At 60.2% G+C, this 18,497-nt stretch carries 17 protein-coding genes and 2 pseudogenes; 16 read left to right on the top strand and 3 right to left on the bottom strand.

What is annotated here, in order from left to right; genetic code table 11:
• The 11 genes and pseudogenes from AC1DZU_RS33460 to AC1DZU_RS33410 all read left to right on the top strand — a co-directional run.
• Positions 1 to 658 (top strand): ArdC family protein (locus tag AC1DZU_RS33460; RefSeq protein WP_477291455.1); only part of this gene is annotated, 658 nt, incomplete at its 5' end.
• Entirely contained in the window at positions 655 to 843 is a 189-nt protein-coding gene (locus AC1DZU_RS33455; protein ID WP_477291453.1) for a hypothetical protein, read from the top strand. The genes AC1DZU_RS33460 and AC1DZU_RS33455, both read left to right, overlap by 4 nt.
• Positions 844 to 856: 13 nt before the next feature.
• A pseudogene (locus tag AC1DZU_RS33450) lies at positions 857 to 1,036 on the top strand (DUF2958 domain-containing protein); the annotation flags it as partial.
• A gap of 443 nt (positions 1,037 to 1,479) precedes the next feature.
• Complete coding sequence (ubiM, locus tag AC1DZU_RS33445; protein WP_477291451.1) at positions 1,480 to 2,661, top strand: 5-demethoxyubiquinol-8 5-hydroxylase UbiM; 1,182 nt, start codon at positions 1,480 to 1,482, stop codon at positions 2,659 to 2,661.
• 372 nt (positions 2,662 to 3,033) lie between these two features.
• Positions 3,034 to 3,642, top strand: a complete 609-nt coding sequence (gene nodS, locus AC1DZU_RS33440; RefSeq protein WP_036240893.1) for a nodulation methyltransferase NodS — start codon at positions 3,034 to 3,036, stop codon at positions 3,640 to 3,642.
• A gap of 947 nt (positions 3,643 to 4,589) precedes the next feature.
• A complete protein-coding gene (locus tag AC1DZU_RS33435) occupies positions 4,590 to 5,186 on the top strand; it encodes a NodA family N-acyltransferase (RefSeq protein ID WP_172374577.1) in 597 nt (198 codons plus the stop codon).
• A gap of 55 nt (positions 5,187 to 5,241) precedes the next feature.
• Positions 5,242 to 6,513 (top strand): chitooligosaccharide synthase NodC, encoded by a 1,272-nt coding sequence (gene nodC, locus AC1DZU_RS33430; protein ID WP_477291448.1) that lies wholly within the window; start codon positions 5,242 to 5,244, stop codon positions 6,511 to 6,513.
• Between the two features lie 49 nt (positions 6,514 to 6,562).
• Positions 6,563 to 7,585 carry a nodulation factor ABC transporter ATP-binding protein NodI gene (gene nodI, locus AC1DZU_RS33425; RefSeq protein ID WP_477291464.1) on the top strand — a complete coding sequence of 341 codons (1,023 nt, stop codon included), beginning with the start codon at positions 6,563 to 6,565 and terminating at the stop codon, positions 7,583 to 7,585.
• Between the two features lie 3 nt (positions 7,586 to 7,588).
• Entirely contained in the window at positions 7,589 to 8,377 is a 789-nt protein-coding gene (locus AC1DZU_RS33420) for an ABC transporter permease (RefSeq protein ID WP_477291446.1), read from the top strand.
• A 305-nt stretch (positions 8,378 to 8,682) separates the two neighbouring features.
• Positions 8,683 to 10,704, top strand: a complete 2,022-nt coding sequence (locus AC1DZU_RS33415) for a carbamoyltransferase family protein (protein ID WP_477291444.1) — start codon at positions 8,683 to 8,685, stop codon at positions 10,702 to 10,704.
• A gap of 132 nt (positions 10,705 to 10,836) precedes the next feature.
• Entirely contained in the window at positions 10,837 to 10,962 is a 126-nt protein-coding gene (locus AC1DZU_RS33410) for a nodulation protein NodZ (protein ID WP_477291442.1), read from the top strand.
• Between the two features lie 231 nt (positions 10,963 to 11,193).
• Here AC1DZU_RS33410 and AC1DZU_RS33405 read toward each other — a convergent pair whose 3' ends face one another.
• The gene (locus AC1DZU_RS33405; RefSeq protein ID WP_246094015.1) at positions 11,194 to 11,421 is read right to left on the bottom strand and encodes a PLP-dependent transferase; all 228 of its coding nucleotides are present in this window, start codon (positions 11,419 to 11,421) and stop codon (positions 11,194 to 11,196) included.
• Positions 11,422 to 11,742: 321 nt separating this feature from the next.
• Between AC1DZU_RS33405 and pdxR the strand changes: the two genes are divergently transcribed.
• Positions 11,743 to 13,212, top strand: a complete 1,470-nt coding sequence (gene pdxR, locus AC1DZU_RS33400; RefSeq protein ID WP_136617912.1) for a MocR-like pyridoxine biosynthesis transcription factor PdxR — start codon at positions 11,743 to 11,745, stop codon at positions 13,210 to 13,212.
• A 19-nt stretch (positions 13,213 to 13,231) separates the two neighbouring features.
• On the opposite strand, the pseudogene AC1DZU_RS33395 reads toward pdxR, so the two are convergent.
• A pseudogene (locus AC1DZU_RS33395) lies at positions 13,232 to 13,336 on the bottom strand (LysR family transcriptional regulator); the annotation flags it as partial.
• 385 nt (positions 13,337 to 13,721) lie between these two features.
• Here AC1DZU_RS33395 and nodB point away from each other — a divergent pair.
• The 4 genes from nodB (at position 13,722) to AC1DZU_RS33375 (ending at position 17,269) form a co-directional block, all read left to right on the top strand.
• Positions 13,722 to 14,381: a chitooligosaccharide deacetylase NodB gene (gene nodB / locus AC1DZU_RS33390; RefSeq protein ID WP_136617894.1), complete on the top strand. Its 660-nt coding sequence runs from the start codon at positions 13,722 to 13,724 to the stop codon at positions 14,379 to 14,381.
• A 491-nt stretch (positions 14,382 to 14,872) separates the two neighbouring features.
• Positions 14,873 to 15,496, top strand: a complete 624-nt coding sequence (locus AC1DZU_RS33385) for an FMN-binding negative transcriptional regulator (RefSeq protein ID WP_006328898.1) — start codon at positions 14,873 to 14,875, stop codon at positions 15,494 to 15,496.
• Positions 15,497 to 15,517: 21 nt separating this feature from the next.
• Entirely contained in the window at positions 15,518 to 16,168 is a 651-nt protein-coding gene (locus AC1DZU_RS33380; protein WP_477291438.1) for a LysE family translocator, read from the top strand.
• 255 nt (positions 16,169 to 16,423) lie between these two features.
• Positions 16,424 to 17,269, top strand: coding sequence for a TIM barrel protein (locus AC1DZU_RS33375; RefSeq protein WP_477291461.1), 846 nt, complete (start codon positions 16,424 to 16,426; stop codon positions 17,267 to 17,269).
• Between the two features lie 14 nt (positions 17,270 to 17,283).
• Here AC1DZU_RS33375 and AC1DZU_RS33370 read toward each other — a convergent pair whose 3' ends face one another.
• Positions 17,284 to 18,228 carry a LysR family transcriptional regulator gene (locus AC1DZU_RS33370; protein WP_477291459.1) on the bottom strand — a complete coding sequence of 315 codons (945 nt, stop codon included), beginning with the start codon at positions 18,226 to 18,228 and terminating at the stop codon, positions 17,284 to 17,286.
• Positions 18,229 to 18,497: the final 269 nt, after the last annotated feature.

The following is an 18,497-nucleotide window of genomic DNA, read 5'->3' as shown; positions in this document are numbered from 1 at the left end:
CAGGAAGGGCGAGCGCGGCACAACAATCGTGCATGCCGACCGCTTTGTCCCAAAGGGCGAGCAGGAGCGCGCCAGGACGGACGGCGACGAGCCGCAGGCGGTGCCGTATTTGAAGCGCTTCACCGTCTTCAACGTCGCGCAGTGCGACGGCCTGCCCGAGCACCTTTACGGCAACGCCGAACCGTTGCCCGAACGCGAGATCGTCCCGCAGGCCGAGGCGCTTATTCGAGGAAGCGGCGCGGATTTCCGCATCGGCGGCGATCGCGCTTTCTACATGCCGGGCACCGACTCCATTCAGGTGCCGCCGCAGCCGGCATTCTTTCAGCAGATCGACTATTACCGCACCTGCTTCCACGAGCTTGGCCACTGGACCGGCCACCCGGCGCGGCTGGCGCGCGACCTCTCCGGCGCCTTCGGTTCCAAGACCTATGCGCGCGAGGAACTGGTTGCCGAAATCACTGCTGCCTTTGTCTGCTCGACCCTCGGCATCGAGCCGACCGTGCGCCATGCCGACTATATCGGCACATGGCTGAAGGTGCTGCGTGAGGACAATCGCGCCATCTTCCGCGCCGCCAGCCTTGCCTCCAAAGCCGCCGATTTTCTTCTGGGCTTCAACGCCGAGGCCGAAGGCGCGCAACAAGACGAGATCGCGGCATGAGCGCGCGCGATCCCGACACCCTGAAGACCGAACCGAAACCGCGAGCAGAAGCTCATTCCCGGTGTCCGGCCGCTCACCACGCGCGACCGCCTGCCCGTTTGGCCGACGATGCGCCCGCGCGCGGCGCAAAAGCCGCTCGATATCGGCTGTTCGATGACGCCAGAAATCAACTCGACCTGTTTTGAGAGGAGTTTTCCCATGATCCTGATCACCGACGAGCTTTGCGCCCGGCTGCTCGCCAATGGCGCAACCGACACCGAAACCGACCATGTCCCGTTGGTCAAACTGTTCGATCCGACCGGACCAGCAACCTGGCTTCTCACCGAACTCGACGCCGACGGCGACACAATGTTCGGCCTTTGCGACCTTGGCTTCGGCTTCCATGGCGAGCCGGTTATTCGCTGATCTCGCAAAAGTCCTGAAACAGCCTTCCCCAGATCAGACGCCTGGTTCTCCCTTGGGCTGGCTGGTGCCATGGCGTCGTCATGGGACCAGCTGGCGCATGACTGGATTGGATCGATGTCATCTGACGCCGGTTCCGCCTCGACTGACCCAGATCAACGCCACGCCCTTGTCGGCGTGGTTTGATCACCAGTCCTTCACGGGAAAAGCATGGGCTGACCGACAGCCTGGTCGTCGCTCCCATCATCTTGACAATCCAGATCATACGGCAGGCAAATGACGCTTCACCAGCCAGGAACCGACGTGAGAACCGCGCTTGAGGCGATGCGGGCAATAGATCACAGCGCAATCGATGCACGACCTGCGGCTCGACTCCCCCAACATCTCACGAAGAGAACCGACGCGCTGGCGCCACGCTGATGGCCGGCTGTGACGACAGCTTCGACATTATTGTCGTGGGCGCCGGTCCGGTCGGACTTTCCTTCGCCGCATCGCTTGCCTCTAGCCAGCTCAAACTGGCGGTTGTGGAAGGGCAGGCCCTGGAAAGACTGGCAAGTCCGGCTTTCGACGGCCGCGAGATCGCGCTCACTCACGCCTCGATTGGAATCCTTCGCGAGCTCGGCGCCTGGGATGTTATCTCCGCTTCGGACAGGTCACCGCTTCAAGGCGCACGCGTCCTCAACGGATCGAGCCCGTTTGCGTTGTGTTTCGATGCCCCCGCCGGATCCGCGGAACCACTGGGCGTTCTGGTCCCGAATTGCCAGATCCGCGATGCCCTGTTCAAGATCAACCGCTTGCGGGGCCATGCCCGGCTGCTGTGCGGCCACTCGGTCGTGCGTGCAACAAACAGCCGTCAAGGAGCACTGATAACGCTCTCCAATGGCAGGCAGCTGAGCGCTCGGCTTCTCGTTGCAGCCGATTCGCGTTTTTCCGCCACCCGCAATCTGCTCGGCATCGGCGCCGATATCAATCGGCTTGGCAACTCGATGCTGATTTGCCGGGTGAGGCACGAGCGCCCCCACCGCCAGATCGCGATCGAATGGTTCGATCACCATCAGACGGTGGCGATGTTGCCTCTCGCGCAAGGCGTGTCGTCGCTGCTTTTGACTTTGCCCTCAAACGAGGCCGACGGACTGCTTGCCCTCGACGACGAGTTGTTCCTGAGGGAGTTGACAAAGCGCTGTCGAGGCCGCCTCGGCAACATGAGCCTGGCAAGCCAACGCTATATCTATCCGTTGGCCACGACCTGGGCGCACAGGTTCCGGGCGCCGAGCGCCGCATTGATCGGCGACGCTGCCATTGGCATGCACCCGGTGACCGCGCATGGCTTCAACATCGGCCTCGGCGGCCAGAAGCAGCTCGCCCGCGGTATAGAGACCGCATGGCGCGACCGTCGCGACATTGCCGACCCCGACATGCTCCACAGATATGAAAGCCGACTGCGCCTGTCGGCGGCGCCGCTCTACCATGCTACGAATATCCTCGTCGGACTCTACTCAAGCGAGAATCCGGCGGCACGGCTTGCAAGGCATGTGGGGCTGCGCCTCGGCCAACATCTTCCCTTTGTCCGTCATGGCATTGCGGCCATGCTGAGGCGGTAAACCCCAGTCACCATAGTGTCAGCATCAGCGTGCGGCGTCGTAGCAGGCGGGCGAGTGTGGTTCGATGGGAGCGGTCGCGGCTGCGCGGGATCAGCTTGATGAAGACGGGGCTGCTGAATGCCGCGAGCCTCTTCCATCGCGGATCGTCAACGTGTCAATCGCCGTGTGTGTGCGGAATCCACGCCCAATTCCGCCTTCGATGTGTTCAGCGCGTGGATGGTTGTCATCCAAACAATCAATTTTGCCAATCCTGCGGACCCAATTAGGAGCGTGACCGAAATCAACTGCCTCGGCCCGCAGTACGGTCCCGACCCTACCGACATCTGACGGCATTTGCAGCGCCGGTGATTGCTGCCTTAGCTAGGTGCGAATTTGACCCATAAAATCGATCATGAACTGCTGAATCGAGAAATGGCCGCAGACGATCCATGGCGGCTCGATGGCAACCCGTTCGAGCGGGAGCGCCACACCCAAATTCTCCGGTTGTCACTTGCGCAAGGTCGAGTAGCAAATGCGCTCGAAGTCGGGTGCGCTGCCGGCGCTTTTACGGAGCGGCTAGCCCCCATTTGCCAGCGGCTCACTGTGATCGATGTCGTGGAGCCAGCGATTACGCGAGCACGTTCACGCATGAAGGAGACGCCGCACATCAGCTGGATAATTTCCGATGTTCAACAGTTTTCGAGTGATGAGCTGTTCGACCTGATCGTCGTTGCGGAGGTTCTTTACTACGTCGGAGACCTCGTTCAGATCCGCGCGGCAGTCCGCAACCTGGTAGGTCTGCTTGCGCCAGGCGGGCAGCTGGTTTTCGGGTCGGCACGTGACGCCAATTGCCAACGCTGGGGGCACGCTGCTGGTGCAGAGACCACTATCGCCATGCTCAACGAATCGTTGACCGAGATCGAGTGCATCGAGTGCCGGGGCGCGTCGATCAATGAAGACTGCCTGCTGGCCCTCTTCCGAAAGCCGATTTCCGCTTCCTGATAAAACACTTGGAAACTGTGTGCGCTTCTGTGGTGTCAAGCTGACCCAATTTGGGGACGTATAAGAGCGCCCGATTGCAACAAGTTAGCTGGATCCGGTTGATGGTAACAACTGCTGACTACATCCGGCTTCTTCATGCGGCTCGATGTTCTGCGCCGCGAGCCTCGAGGGGTTTTCGCCCGCTTCCACCTCAACGGCCCCAGACTTATTAACCGATCTCGTCGTTGCAGTCAGTCCCGCGTCCCGGCCCTTCGGCGGGCGCAAGTGCTGACGCTCCCTAGGCTGCCATTTCTGTTTGCGGCGATCTTTGATCCCTCGTACGGAATGAAAAACTTAGGGCCCAGCCCCTTTGCGCACTTCAGGCCTCAGGTGCTCAAGCTAGGGGTTCCAGCCTGCCAAACCTCAAGCAATTCGTTCGAAGTAGCGCCATCCGGGCGCGCCCTCCTTCCCGCTCTCCAGGTGCTTTCACCGACAGTCCGGTTGACCGGCAACACTCGAAAGCATTGACCAGACGATTCCTGTTGGCGAGCGCGATAGAGCTTCGCGGAACCTGTTTGCCGCCGGCGATCCAGAGCTGCGCGATCGCCATGCATCATCGCGTGCGCCAACGGTCGCCGCGTTTGCTGACGCCTAACAGTCGGGCCGTCCTCCACTTGATAGCTGCTTCGGCACGGGCGCAGCCACGCGCTGGCGGCCGCTCTTGAATCAGGTTGTGTCACCGACAGCTGCCATCGGTGCCGCCGCTTATCGGGCCAATCGAGCACGACCAGATGGTTCAGATCAGGGCCTTTGAAAGCCATGGTTTTAACATCCATAGCGTGGATGCTCGCGATCTAAACAATCAATTTTACCAATCCGGGAGGGTCGTTCATAGACCCATGACATGCACCGCCATTGCTCTACCGCGTGAGGTGCACAAAAGAACCCGAAAAAGAGGAAGTCTTCGCATGCGCCCTGACGTGCAGTGGAGGTTATGCTGGGAAAATGAGTTGCAGCTTCCCGATCACCTCGAACTCTCTGAGTTCTTCCGGAAGACCTATGAGCCGACCGGAGCCTTCAATGGAAAGCAATTCGAAGGCGGTCGAAGTTGGGCCGGTGCAAGGCCGGAGGTCCGCGCAATCGGCTATGATGTGCACGGGGTAGCGGCTCACATGGGCGTGCTGCGCCGATACATCAAAGTTGGCGACGTTGATCTGCTGGTCGCTGAACTCGGTCTATACGGGGTGCGTCCGGATCTTGAGGGGCTGGGAATCGCCCATTCGATTAGCGTCATGTATCCAGTGCTGCAGCAGCTTGGCGTTCCATTCGCTTTCGGCACGGTTCGGCAAGCGCTCCGGAACCATGTTGGGAGGTTCTGCCGCAAAGGCTTGGCGAACATTCTGACGGGCGTTCGCGTGCGTTCAACCCTCCCGGACGTGTACCCCGATCTGCCTTCCACGACGCGAGTCGACGACGACGTGCTCCTCATGGTGCTGCCAATTGGACGCTCGATGAGCGAGTGGCCGGCCGGCACTTTGATCGATCGGAACGGTCCAGAGCTATGACCGCGGATCTGTTATCCGCTCGCTTCCTCAAATTCACAGAAAAATCTGACATCTCATGACCCTGTTTGCCACAGCCAGTACTGTTGCCATCTGCTCTTATGCGCTGCTGTCGACCGTCTACAAAACCGCGCAGGTGTTTTATACCCTGCCTACAAACGTACCGCCGACCTCGGGCGACCCGCCCAGCGGTGAGCCTTGGCCGAGCGTCGATGTCATTATCCCGTGCTACAACGAGGCGCCTCGCACCCTCTCGGACTGCCTGGCTTCCATTGCAAGTCAGGACTACGCCGGCAAACTGCAGGTCTATGTTGTTGATGACGGTTCTGCAAACCGCGATGCCCTCGTAGGTGTACACGAGGAATACGCGGGCGACCCGAGGTTCAACTTCATTGCGCTCCCAAAGAATGTCGGAAAGCGCAAGGCGCAGATTGCCGCCATTCGCCGCTCGTGCGGAGATTTGGTGCTGAATGTAGATTCGGACACGATACTCGCCCCGGACGTCATCACCAGGCTTGCGCTAAAGATGCAAGATCAAGCGGTCGGCGCCGCCATGGGCCAGTTGGCGGCTAGCAATCGCAGTGAAACTTGGCTGACGCGGTTGATCGACATGGAATACTGGCTCGCCTGCAACGAAGAGCGGGCAGCGCAGGCTCGGTTCGGTGCCGTCATGTGTTGCTGCGGTCCGTGTGCCATGTACCGGCGATCCGCGCTTGTTTCGCTGCTGGATCAGTACGAGACGCAGCGCTTTCGAGGGAAGCCGAGCGACTTCGGCGAGGACCGCCACCTTACGATCCTGATGCTGAAAGCAGGCTTTCGAACAGAGTATGTCCCGGAGGCCGTCGCGGCAACAGTCGTTCCCAACAGCATGGGTCCCTATCTGCGCCAACAGCTTCGCTGGGCCCGGAGCACTTTCCGTGACACGTTGCTGGCGTTCCAACTGCTGCGCGGCCTTAATATTTATCTCACATTGGACGTGATTGGCCAGAATATTGGCCCATTATTGCTCTCTTTGTCGATTCTGGCGGGGCTCGCGCAATTCGTAACGACAGGTACTGTGCCTTGGACGGCATGCCTGATGATTGCAGCCATGACTATAGTTCGTTGCAGCGTTGCAGCGTTTCGTGCGCGCCAACTTCGATTTCTCGGGTTCTCGCTCCACACACTCATCAACATCTTTCTCTTGCTCCCTTTGAAAGCATACGCGCTGTGTACATTGAGCAACAGCGATTGGTTGTCGCGAAGCTCTGCGGCCAATGTGCAAGACACCGGCGGCGCCCTTCCAAAGCCAAACTTGGTGGGATCTGACGCACCTTGCGAACAGCAATAGTCACGTGATCTCAGGTGGAAGAGTTTTGAGCCAGGACCAGAAACATCAAGTGTTGAAGCGTAAGTTGGGCCCAGAGGATTTGCGGCGATTCGAGACTCCTGCGATCGAACGGGAGTCTCACGGGCAAACAAGCGCGAAAAGCTCCGTGCCTGACTCTCTGTCGACCGTGGCAGTCGATTTTGCCGGCGTAACCAAGTCGTATGGGAACAAGATCGTTGTCGACGAACTGTCGTTCTCCGTTGCGTCGGGAGAGTGTTTCGGCCTCCTCGGACCAAACGGGGCGGGCAAAAGCACGATTGCGCGTATGCTCCTCGGCATGACATGCCCTGACACGGGCACGATCACGGTGCTCGGCGTCCCGGTGCCGGCGCGCGCTCGGCTGGCACGCAGGGGCATTGGCGTGGTCCCGCAATTCGACAATCTTGACCAGGAATTCACCGTACGCGAGAACCTGCTGGTGTTCGGACGCTACTTCGGCATGAGCACACGTCAGAGCGAAGCGGTCATCCCGTCGCTTCTCGAGTTCGCTCGCCTCGAGCGCAAGGCGGATGCGCGCGTCTCGGAACTGTCCGGCGGCATGAAGCGATGCCTGACAATGGCGCGGGCGTTGATCAACGACCCCCAGCTCATTGTGATGGACGAGCCGACCACCGGCCTCGATCCGCACGCGCGCCACCTGATCTGGGAGCGGCTGCGCGCCCTGTTGGCACGCGGCAAGACGATTATCCTGACGACGCATTTCATGGAAGAGGCTGAGCGATTATGCGATCGGCTGTGCGTGCTCGAAAAGGGCCGCAACATCGCCGAAGGCGGCCCGCAGGCGCTGATCGACGAGCATATCGGATGCCAGGTCATGGAGATTTATGGCGGCGATCCGCACGAGTTGCTGTCGCTGGTCAAGCCACATTCCCAGCGCATCGAGGTCAGCGGCGAAACCCTTTATTGCTATGCGCCAGACCCTGACCAGGTGCGCACGCAACTGCAGGGGCGAGCAGGTCTGCGTCTTCTTCTGCGTCCAGCCAATCTCGAGGATGTTTTCTTGCGGCTGACCGGGCGCGAGATGGAGGAGTGAACGATGATTGAAGGTTTTGCGGCGGCGCTGCCGGCCAATGCGTGGAACTGGGTTGCGGTATGGCGCCGCAACTATCTGGCATGGAAGAAAGTCGCACTCGTGTCGCTTCTCGGTAACCTTGCCGATCCTATGATCTACCTTTTCGGCCTAGGCACCGGCCTCGGCATAATGGTCGGCCGCGTCGACGGTGCGTCGTATATCGCCTTTTTGGCGGCCGGCATGGTCGCGGTAAGTGCGATGACCGCATCTACCCTGGAAACATTGTACGCGGCTTTCGCTCGCATGCATTCTCAACGCACATGGGAAGCCATGCTGTATACGCACGTTACCCTCGGCGACATCGTTCTGGGTGAACTGGCGTGGGCAGCCACCAAGGCCTTCATGGCCGGTACGGCTATTACCATCGTCACCGCAACCTTGGGCTATGCCGCCTGGCCGTCCGTACTCTATGCGCTGCCAATCATTGCTCTGACAGGGTGCGTATTTGCGAGCCTCGCGATGATCGTCACCGCACTTTCGCCCAGCTACGATTACTTCGTGTTTTACCAGACGCTTGTCCTCACACCTATGCTGTTCCTGTCGGGCGCCGTTTTCCCATTGGACCAGCTGCCTGGCGCCTTTCAGCAGATAGCGCGATGCATGCCGCTGTCACATGCGATCGACCTCATTCGTCCGGTTATGCTTGATCGCCCGATCAGCGGCATCGCCCTGCACGTCGGTGTGCTCGGCCTGTACGCGCTGTTGCCATTCTTCCTCTCGATGGCGCTGTTGCGCCGCCGACTAATGCGCTGACGAAAGTGAGGGAGATAAACAATGCGCTACGGACTTCGTGCTGCAAATAAAAACGACATCGCCAACGCAAATCGGCATCCAACCCAGGGTCTCCGTGGCATCCACTCAAAATCTCTCAACGTTATGGAACGCCCGGGACCTCGATCACAGGATCTCATGTTGATCCAGGCGTAAGAGAATTTCTTTGAGGTTGGTGATGTCTGACTGGCGTTCGCGGCGGCGAACGACAACGCAGCCTGTGTTTTTGATCAAACGGCCTTGAGACAGGCCAATTCAGTCTTCCTGTACGATAAACGGAGAGCGAGATGCTGTGTCTAGGATTGAGCGGCGGATTAGACAAAGTCTATGAAAACCGATTCCAGATTGCGAATACATTCATGCACGATGGCGCTGCGGTGCTCGTCCGAGACGGACAGGTCATCGCGGCCGTAGAAGAGGAGCGCCTCAATCGGATCAAACACTCCAACAAGCTCCCAATCAGTTCGGTTCAATACTGTCTTTCAGCCGCTGGGGTTCAGCTCAGCGAAATCGATCATGTGGCGTACTACGCTACCGAAGCCTATTGCAACGCCATGCTCGAAAACATGCTTGCTTCCGAGCCGGACGCCTCCATTCCGTTGGATGCCAAATTTTTGGTGCAGCAGCTGTTGGCGCAGGAGTTCGGTAGCGAGCTCGACCCTTCGCGTATCTCATTCGTAAGTCATCATCAGGCGCACGCCGTGAGTGCTTTTGCAATGTCGGGCTTCGAGCAAAGTCTGATTTTCGCGATTGATGGCTCTGGCGATTTCCAGTCGGGTCTTGTGGCGGTAGGATCTGGTGCTGAAATTTCGCAACTCGCGACTTTCCCAGAGAACAATTCCCTTGGGCTATTTTATCTCGAGGTGATCCGGTATCTCGGCTACGGCTTGTTCGATGAATATAAGGTAATGGGGCTTGCCCCCTACGGCGATCCCGCTCCCTATCGCGAGCTTTTCGAGCAGTTCTATGAACTGTCTGCAAACGGCGAGTATCGCGTCCACCTGGACCGCATCGGTCCGACTTTGCTTCGCAGCATTCAGGTCCGGCAAAAGGGAATGCCATTCACCCAGCAGCATAAAGACGTGAGTGCGTCGTTACAGGAAGCGCTCGAACGCATCGTGTTTCACATTCTTCGGCATCATCGTGAGGCCACCGGGATGACGCGGCTGTGCCTGGCCGGCGGCGTTGCGCACAATTGCTCCGTGAACGGCAAGCTGCTCTATTCAGGACTTTTCGAAGACATCTTCGTGCAGCCCGCATCGCATGACGCTGGCTGCGCATTAGGCGCTGCACTCATCGTGTCTGGTGAGCTGGGCCGCCCCGCGCCGCGTGCGCGATTGCAGGAAGTTTATTGGGGGCCGGATCTCGCGAGCGATCACGCTGTCGAGGAGGAACTAAAGGCATGGGCGGGGCACCTGGAGTTTGAACGCACTGAGGCGGTGGCGGATAGGGCAGCCGAGTGGATGGCCGGTGGCGCCGTGATCGGCTGGGTGCAAGGTCGTTCGGAGTTCGGGCCGCGCGCGCTCGGAAATCGCAGCATTCTTGCCGACCCCAGGCCCGCCACAAACAAGGACCGGATCAACGCTATGGTCAAGAAGCGGGAAGGGTATCGCCCGTTCGCCCCATCAGTGCTGGAGGAGGATGCGCGCGAATTTTTCGACCTCCCAGGCAGTGCGTGCGAATTTCCCTTCATGAATTTCGTGGTCCGTGTGCGCGATTCCAAGCGTGGGTTGCTCGGCGCCATCACGCACGTCGACGGTACGGCTCGGCTGCAAACAGTATCGCGCAAGGCCAGTCCGGCCTACTGGGACGTCATCAATGCCTTCAAGCAGCGCACTGGCATCCCAATTCTGCTCAACACGTCCTTTAACAACAATGCCGAGCCGATCGTGGATTCAGTTGCAGACTCGATTGCCACGTTCCTGACGACAGGGTTGGATGGACTTGTGGTCGGGCCGTTCCTGGTCAAAAAACGGGCCACAACGCTGGAGGATTGGACTGCGCTAGCGGTTTCATTGCCGCCTTATGTATCCCTGTATAAGGTCCGCGCTCACACGGCGCTGGATCGCCAGGAGACCGTCTGCGAAATCCGAACGGATCACTCCAGCCGTGACGGTGTGCGTATTTCACATGACTTGTTCGATCTGCTGACGCGGATCGAAGGCGAAGCCGTGCTCGCGGATCTCCTCGATACAATTACACTGGATCAGGCCCAGCGCGAGGCTCTCACAGGAGAACTGCGACGGTTGTGGGAGCAGCGCCGCGTTCGGATGCATCCCTCGCAAGCTGCTCGCGTCCATCAAAACTGATGCCAATCGCTGGACGACAGATAGCAGTTGCCGAAACACCGGTCTGTCCAAGCATCTTCATATGTCTGTGCCCAATCCATCGGCTGAGGCAAGGGCTGCTGCGAGCATGCCTGTTCAGCCCATCTAAGGCTTATGGCAGTCGAGGATCAGGATTTGCTTGCCGGTGGCTCAAGACAGCACCAACTTGTCGTTTCTCGACGGCGTACCGGGTTCGGTGACTGGCTATGGTCTCCGGCATCAGCCTGGTGTTACGCATAGCGGACGGGACGTGCGAGCGGGCTGCGCCGCKCGCGGGACAAGGCGGCGGCCCTACGGCGCGCCAAGCCGGCATATTCGTCGTTGAGATGCTTTTTGGCCAAATGCGTTGGTGGGGCGACGATCATGTTTTAGCGCGGCTTGACCCTTCGCCCTCCAATTATGACGCCATTGCGGATTTCGCCGGCGCTTTCTTTAGGACTCGAGATCTGTTGGTCAAGGCCACCCGCGCGGTTAGCGTTGGCGATGCCCGACATCTGCTTTCGGGCATCGCCTGATCGGGATGCGAGTCGAGGAAGGGGAGCTCACCCAGCCCACGGCCGAATGCCCGTCGCGCACCTGCGCGATCGCAAGCGCCGTGGTGCTGTGCCATTCCAGGCGAAGCGTGAGAGTCCTTTTCAGCCCGCGCAGAACCAGGAAGGCCGACATGGTCGGGAGCGCCGCGCCGGTGATGTAGCGCAAGGCCGTTTCGTACAGCGTGTGGAGGGGTTCCGCGTCGCCGAGGATTGCGCCGCCAAGGCTGCGGCCTCATTCGCCGCGACACTTTCAATCGTCGGTCGAGTTCAGGAAGGCGCGTGGTTGAACGGCATTGGGAAAACCAGCCGGATCGTAGCCGGTGATGGATCGCGCGGGTAGCGAAGCCGAATTTGGCATCGTTCGCAGATGTGCCACTTTCCGGTCTTGGATTGCGGTCTCGGGCATCGGCTTCAGACGTGCTCTTGGCTTTCGGAAGGAGTGGCTGCAAACTGGTTGATATGGAATGTCCAGTTGGCAGGAAAAGAAATGGTCCAGTCTCCAGGTCCCGGTGCTTCAACCCGCTCGCATGGCATGGGCGCGCGCCAGATCTACGAAGCGCTTCGCGAGCAGATCCTCAGAGGCGTTTACGGCACCGGCAGCCAGCTGCCGTCCTCCCGTGGTCTCGCCGAGGAACTTGGAGTCTCGCGAACGACCGTCACCGTCGCCTACGAGCAGCTGGCCGCGGAAGGTTTCATCGACATCCGTCAAGGCGCGCGCCCTCGTGTCGCATCCTCAGTGCTGGGACATGAGCTGACCGCCAATCCCCCAAAACGGTTCGGCCCGGTTCACTTGTCAAGCTATGGCGAACGGCTGCGTGGTACTCCGCGCTGGCCGGATTACCTGCCGAACACGCTGAAGGTTGATTTCCGCTATGGCGTCCTGGCGCCCTCAGATTTCCCCGCATCGGTTTGGAAGCGCGCGATGAACGCGGCGATGGCGCAGCGGCCGGCACGGCTCGCCTATGACGATCCGTGCGGTTCGAGCCGGCTCCGCCAAGCGCTTCAGGGCTATCTCTGGCGCGCCCGTACTGTGCGCTGCGACCCCGAGCAGATCGTCATCGTCAATGGTTCGCAGCAGGGCCTCGATCTCTGCGCGCGCCTGCTGCTCGACCCCGGGGACAGCTTCGTCATCGAGGACCCCTGCTACAGGATGGCGCGCCAGGTCTTTGCCAGTACAGGTGCCACGCCCGTTCCCGTCGAGGTTGACGATCACGGCATGCAAACGGAGCAACTGGCGGGGGTCGCGGCCCGGCTGGCCTATGTGACGCCCTCGCATCAGTTTCCGCTCGGCGGCGTCATGCCGATCCCGCGGCGGCATCAGCTTCTGGAATGGGCGCGGGAGCAGGGCGCCTATGTCATCGAGGACGACTACGACAGCGAATATCGCTACGATATCAGCCCCGTTCCCCCGCTGCATAGCCTCGAGGATCATGGGGCCGTCATCTACCTCGGCACCATCTCCAAGACGCTCTCGCCGATGCTGCGGATCGGTTATCTCGTCGTCCCGGCGGAATTCCTGCAGGTTTTCGAAACCGCCAAGCAGCTTGCCGACCGGCATTCTCCGATGGCGGGGCAGGAGTCATTGGCCTCTCTGATCGAGAGCGGTGGCTATGAAAGCCATGTGCGCCGCGTGCGCCGCATCAACGGCGAGCGCCGGGAGGCATTGCTGACCGCCCTGAAGCGGAGTTTTCAAGGTCGGATCGCCGTCCAGGGGGCAGAGGCTGGACTGCACGTCGTCATATGGTTCAACGACCTGCCGCGATCGCGTGAAACGGCGTTGGTCGAAGCTGCCCAATACGCGGGTCTGGGTCTGCACCCGATTTCGCCGCTTTATCATCGGCAGTCGGGAGCAGGCGAGGCCGACCGCGTCGGGCTTGTCATGGGCTATTCCGCCCTGAGCATCCGGCAGATCGAAAAAGGCGTCGAGATGCTGCGCGACGTCGTCGCTCGACTCTGAGACGCTGACGGTTCCGCACGCTGGTTAGAACGCATTCGCGGCCGCTCATCATAAACAGTTCATCGTTGAAATGGTCGAGCGGCCGGGCGACGGCCGCGCTCATGGCCGGCTGACTAAGGTTGATGCTGCTGCCGCCGTGAGGTTGCGCGCGATCCAGGCCTTTGTCTCATCTATCCGCAACGTGGATGCTTGTCATCGAAACAATCGATTTTGCCGATTGTACAGAACGTCCCATAGGAAGAATTCAAGGATGCAGCCCTAAGGAGATAGTCGATGCATGCGTTGGCTCCGAGGAGCATTTTCTGGTGTGTCCCTCCTGGTCTGCGCCGAACATCAAGCGAGCCGATCCCCTTTTCGACCAGGTACATCGGTGATCGGCGCAAGCTGCATCGCGTCGGCTCTTCGCGACAAGCTCCCCCCGATAGCGTCGGCCCCTACTTCAAGGATCGGGGTTATGCCGATTGCGAATGGCCGACCGGTACAACAATTGACCGCAAGGGTTCGCAGCTATGAGACGTCTCGATGACAGATGGGAGGTGCAGAGTGAATGCGCTGACGGCACCGGGCGTCGAAGCGTTTATCTGACGTTTGACGACGGTCCCAATCCATGTTTCACACCACAGATACTCGATGTGCTGGCGCAAAATCGGGTGCCAGCGACATTCTTCGTCATTGGTGCTTACGCTGCAGAGCATCCGGATCTCATCCAGCGAATGATCGCAGAAGGGCATGAGGTAGGCAACCACACGATGTCTCATCCGGACCTGTCCAAATGCGGCTTGGGCGAAGTGCAACGTGAGGTATCTGAGGCGAACCAGGCCATCATGCTGGCATGCCCGCAGGCCTCGATCCGCTACATTCGCGCGCCATACGGCGCCTGGAGCGAAGAAGTGTTCACTGCCTCAGAGATCGCGGGGCTGGCGGCCCTTCATTGGTCGATCGACCCAAGAGACTGGTCGCGCCCCGGCACCGACGCGATCGTCGATGCAGTGCTCGCCTCGGTACGCCCCGGCGCAATCGTGCTCTTGCACGACGGATGCCCTCCCGACGAGTCGACACGGAGCACTCAAGCCAGTCTGCGCAACCAGACCGTTATGGCGCTGTCCAATCTGATTCCTGCATTAGATGCCAGGGGATATGAAATTCGCTCGCTTCCAGAACATCACTGAAATGCGAGATCCCACGGACCTGCTTTCCCAGCCAGTACCTGTGTGGTCTCGCTTATGAAGGCTTACAGGCCGTTTTGCGCCCTGCGAACAAGCACTTCGTCGACATCGGACAAACTGGTCGGCTCCGACCCGTTGGCTAAGGGTAGTGCTGTCACCTGCTACAGTGAAAACCCGCGCACGCTCTCGGCATGCCTAGCATCGCCGGTAGGTTCACTTTTCGACGATTGTTTGAATGTGGTTCACTTTGCGTTGGATCGATTTCATTGGGCTTGCCGCAGGCTCACATAGCGCGACCAAGCGGGATCGCTGGCTGCGTCCAAAAGGTTTGGCAAGCAATTTGCATACCGTGACCGGCACCGGGGGATTTCGGTGCTCCGATGCGGCGCGTGATGCCAACTTTCCCCAACTGGACCGCCTCAAAAGCTTCTGACTGGCTGTTTCCAATATGCCAGCTTGCCAGTATCTGACCTGATAACGCAAGGAGTTTCGCGATGTACATCCCTCCCGCTTTCCGCGACGACGACAAGGAATGCCTGCGCGCGACCATTCGCGCGGCGCTGCTGGCGAACTTCGTTACCGTCACGGCGGAAGGGCCGCTCGCAACGCCACTGCCCCTCTTCCTTGACGAGAGCGAGGGCGAGCACGGCGTGATCTACGGGCACCTGGCGAAGGCCAATCCCCAGTGCCGTGTTCCGCCGCTGGGCGACGGCTTGGCCATCTTCATGGGGCCGGACGCTTACGTGACGCCGGCATGGTATGCGACCAAGCGGGAAACCGGGAAGGTCGTCCCGACCTGGAATTACGTCGCCGTCCACGCCTATGGCCCGGTCGAGTTCTTCGAGGATGCGGGAAGACTGCTGGACGTCGTGAATCGGCTGACCGACCACCACGAGGGCGAGCGCGCCTCGCCTTGGGCCGTGTCGGACGCGCCGCCGGATTTTGTACAGGCGCAACTCCGGGGAATCGTCGGCCTGCGCATGCCAATCACGAGGCTGGAGGGCAAGCGCAAAATGAGCCAGAACCGGAACGCGGCCGACCGCGCTGGCGTGGCGGCGGGCCTTGCGGCGAGCGAGCGGGCATCTGACCGCGACGTCGCCGCTCTCATCCCAAAATAATCTTCGTCGGAATCGACCATCATGCCAGAACTGACCCCATTCGCCCTGTACCTCGCCGCGGCCTGCGTGCTCGCCATCACCCCCGGTCCGGGCATCTTCTACGTTGCCGCGCGCACGCTCGCCGGTGGTCGTCGGGAAGGTATCGCTTCCAGCTTCGGCACGGGGTTGGGGGGCATGATCCACGTCCTCGCCGCAAGCCTAGGTGTTTCCGCGATCGTGCTCGAGAGCTCGGAACTGTTCTCCGCATTAAAGCTGTTCGGCGCGGTCTACCTCGTCTGGCTCGGCTTTCGCACCTTTCAAGCCGCCCGCCTCAAGGGAGCGACTGGCGGCGATGACGGCGCCTTAGTGGGTCCAGTCGGACCCCGGCGGGCGTTTCGTGAAGGGGTATTGGTCGAGGCGCTCAACCCGAAGACGGCAATCTTCTTCCTCGCCCTCATTCCGCAGTTCGTGAATCCGAGCGCTGGGCTCGTGGCTCTGCAATTCGTGGTGCTTGGCTCCCTGTCCATTGCGCTCAACACGCTCGCCGACATCGTGGTTGCCGTCGTGGCCAGCGGCATTCAAGACGGCGCGGCAGCGCGTCCCGGGTTGATCCGCCGCCTGAGGGAGGCGTCAGGTGGCGCGATGATCGCGCTGGGCGTCGGCCTCGCTCTGGCGAAACACCCTGCTGCCTGACTTTGAATCTGATCGGTTGGGCATCTTTCAGGGTTGGCGGGTACCTTGCGGAAGCAGTTGGATGGCTGCGAGCCAGTTCGGTCATTGCACCGCCATGTCTCAGGAGGCGCGGCACCGCCGTTTGGGTGAACGTCGGCTCATAAATGAGAGAAAAACATAGCGTGAGAGAAACGTGAGTACGACTGCCTCGCCTCGCTCATGCCCATCATTTCGGCCCTCGCGAATCAACGCACGGTAGAAGCCAGTCAGCCGAGAATGACGCCCGTTTCATGGAAGGAAAGCCAAGCCATGCGCCAAGCATCGCCCCGCTTTGCACTCGATTATATGGCGACGCCCGGACTTGACGTCAGGGCACTTTTCGCTTTTGCCCGCGACCAGGGCCTAACCGATGTCCAGATCCGCGGCCAACCGGGCAGCAATGCTATGGCACGCGGCGAGCCGGCGGCGGACGTCCGGTCTGCGGCCGCCGACACAGGCGTTGGGATTATTTCCGTCAATGCCCTCCAGCGCTTCAATGAGTGGACCCCCGCCCGCAGGGCCGAGGCGAGCAAGCTCGCCGATTATGCAGCGGCCTGCGGAGCCACGACGCTCATGCTGGTGCCGGTCAACGGCGGCTCCTGGCCCGCCAATGTCGAGCGCCGGGGCGATCTCCGCGTCGCCTTGAAGGCGCTCAAGCCGATCCTCCAGTCGCGCGGTCTGATCGGTCTCATCGAGCCGCTGGGCTTCCGGACCTGCTCGCTTCGATCGAAGAACGAAGCGGCTAAGGCCATTGCCGCCATTGATGGCCAATCCGTCTTCCGCCTCGTGCACGACACGTTCCACCACACGCTTGCCGGGGAGGCGTTCTTCTCCTCCGAGCTGACCGGTCTCGTCCACATTTCAAGCGTGAACGATCCGATCCACTGGATTTACCCGGATCGCGTCCTAGTCGGTTCCGACAATGGCAGCCAGATCCGGGCGCTGCTTGATGGCGGCTATGGGGGGCCCTTCTCATTCGCACCGTTTGTCGACGCAGCCCACCCGCTGGACGACCTCGCAGGCGCACTTGCCGCGAGCATCGCTCTCTTCCGACACGGGCTATTGACGCGAGTGCCGGCGTGAGACTCGGGAGTAAATTAGGGCTGCCTGGGGCGCCTTTTGGCGTCCCCCGGAGAAGTCATTCGAGACGCCTCCTGTAGCAATATCTCTCGCAGCCAGATGCTTGCCGGATCACTGTTGTGAAGGGCGGGCCATTGAACGGCCTCGGTGAATGCGGGAAGCGGCAGCGGAAGGTCAATGATCCGCAGGGGGAAGGTTTTTTTGAAATGCTGAACCAGCCGGAAGGGCATGGTCGCTATACGAGCTGTGCCTGAGACCATCGGCGGGATCATGCTAAAGGCCTGCACGACGATCTCGACACGTCTCTTGAGACCATGCTCAAGAAAAAACTGTTCCTCGATGGAGGGCTTCAGCGTCCGCCCGAACTTGACCGCAACGTGCCTCATCGACATGTATCTCTCGAATGTAAGCTGCCGTGGCAGCTGCTTGTTCGTGGAGCAGCCCACGCACACGAGCGTGTCGTCGAACAGCGCCGCTCTTGGATGGGCACTTGACATGAACAATTCTGGAAAAATCAGAAAATCGACATCACCGCGCCGGAGAAGCTCATCGGGGTCGTCGTCGATAGGCAGCAATTCGAAGCTGACGGCGGGTGCTTCGCGTGCAACACGCTCCACGACCTTTTCAAAAAACACGAGTGTGGCGAAATCGGAAAGAATGATCCTGAAACGGCGATCGGATTGAGCCGGATTAAACGGATCCCAAGAGATAATCGAGCACTGGATTTGCAAGAGTGCGCTGCGAACTGCGGGGGCGAGTGTTTCCGCACGCGGGGTTAGAACACGTTCGCGGCCGCTCGTCGTAAACAGTTCATCGTTGAAATAGTCGCGCAGCCGGGCGACGGCCGCGCTCATGGCCGGCTGACTAAGGTTGATGCTGCTTGCCGCCGCCGTGAGGGTCCGCTCGGTCAGCAGTGCGTCGAGCACGACGAGAAGATTCAGATCAAGGCCTTTGAAGCGCATGGCTTTCACATATCCATAGCGTGGATGCTCGCGATCTAAACAATCGATTTTACCAAACTTCCAGGGCGCTGCATAGATGACCGCACTTGGCATGCGCCCGACCACGCCACTGCTTCTGCAGCGTGTGCTGGGAAATGACTTGCAAGTAGCCGGTCATGTCGAACTCTCCGCCTTCTTCCAAAAGGCCATGGGCGACAGGGGCTTTCAGGCGGTAGTAGCTGGGCCGGTGCAGGGCCGAAGGTTCGCGCAATCGGCTCTGATGTGCACGG

This window comes from Mesorhizobium sp. P2_A12 (assembly GCF_056405075.1).
The sequence above is the reverse complement of the archived record's forward strand: the minus strand, read 5'-3'. Positions and strand labels throughout refer to the sequence as shown.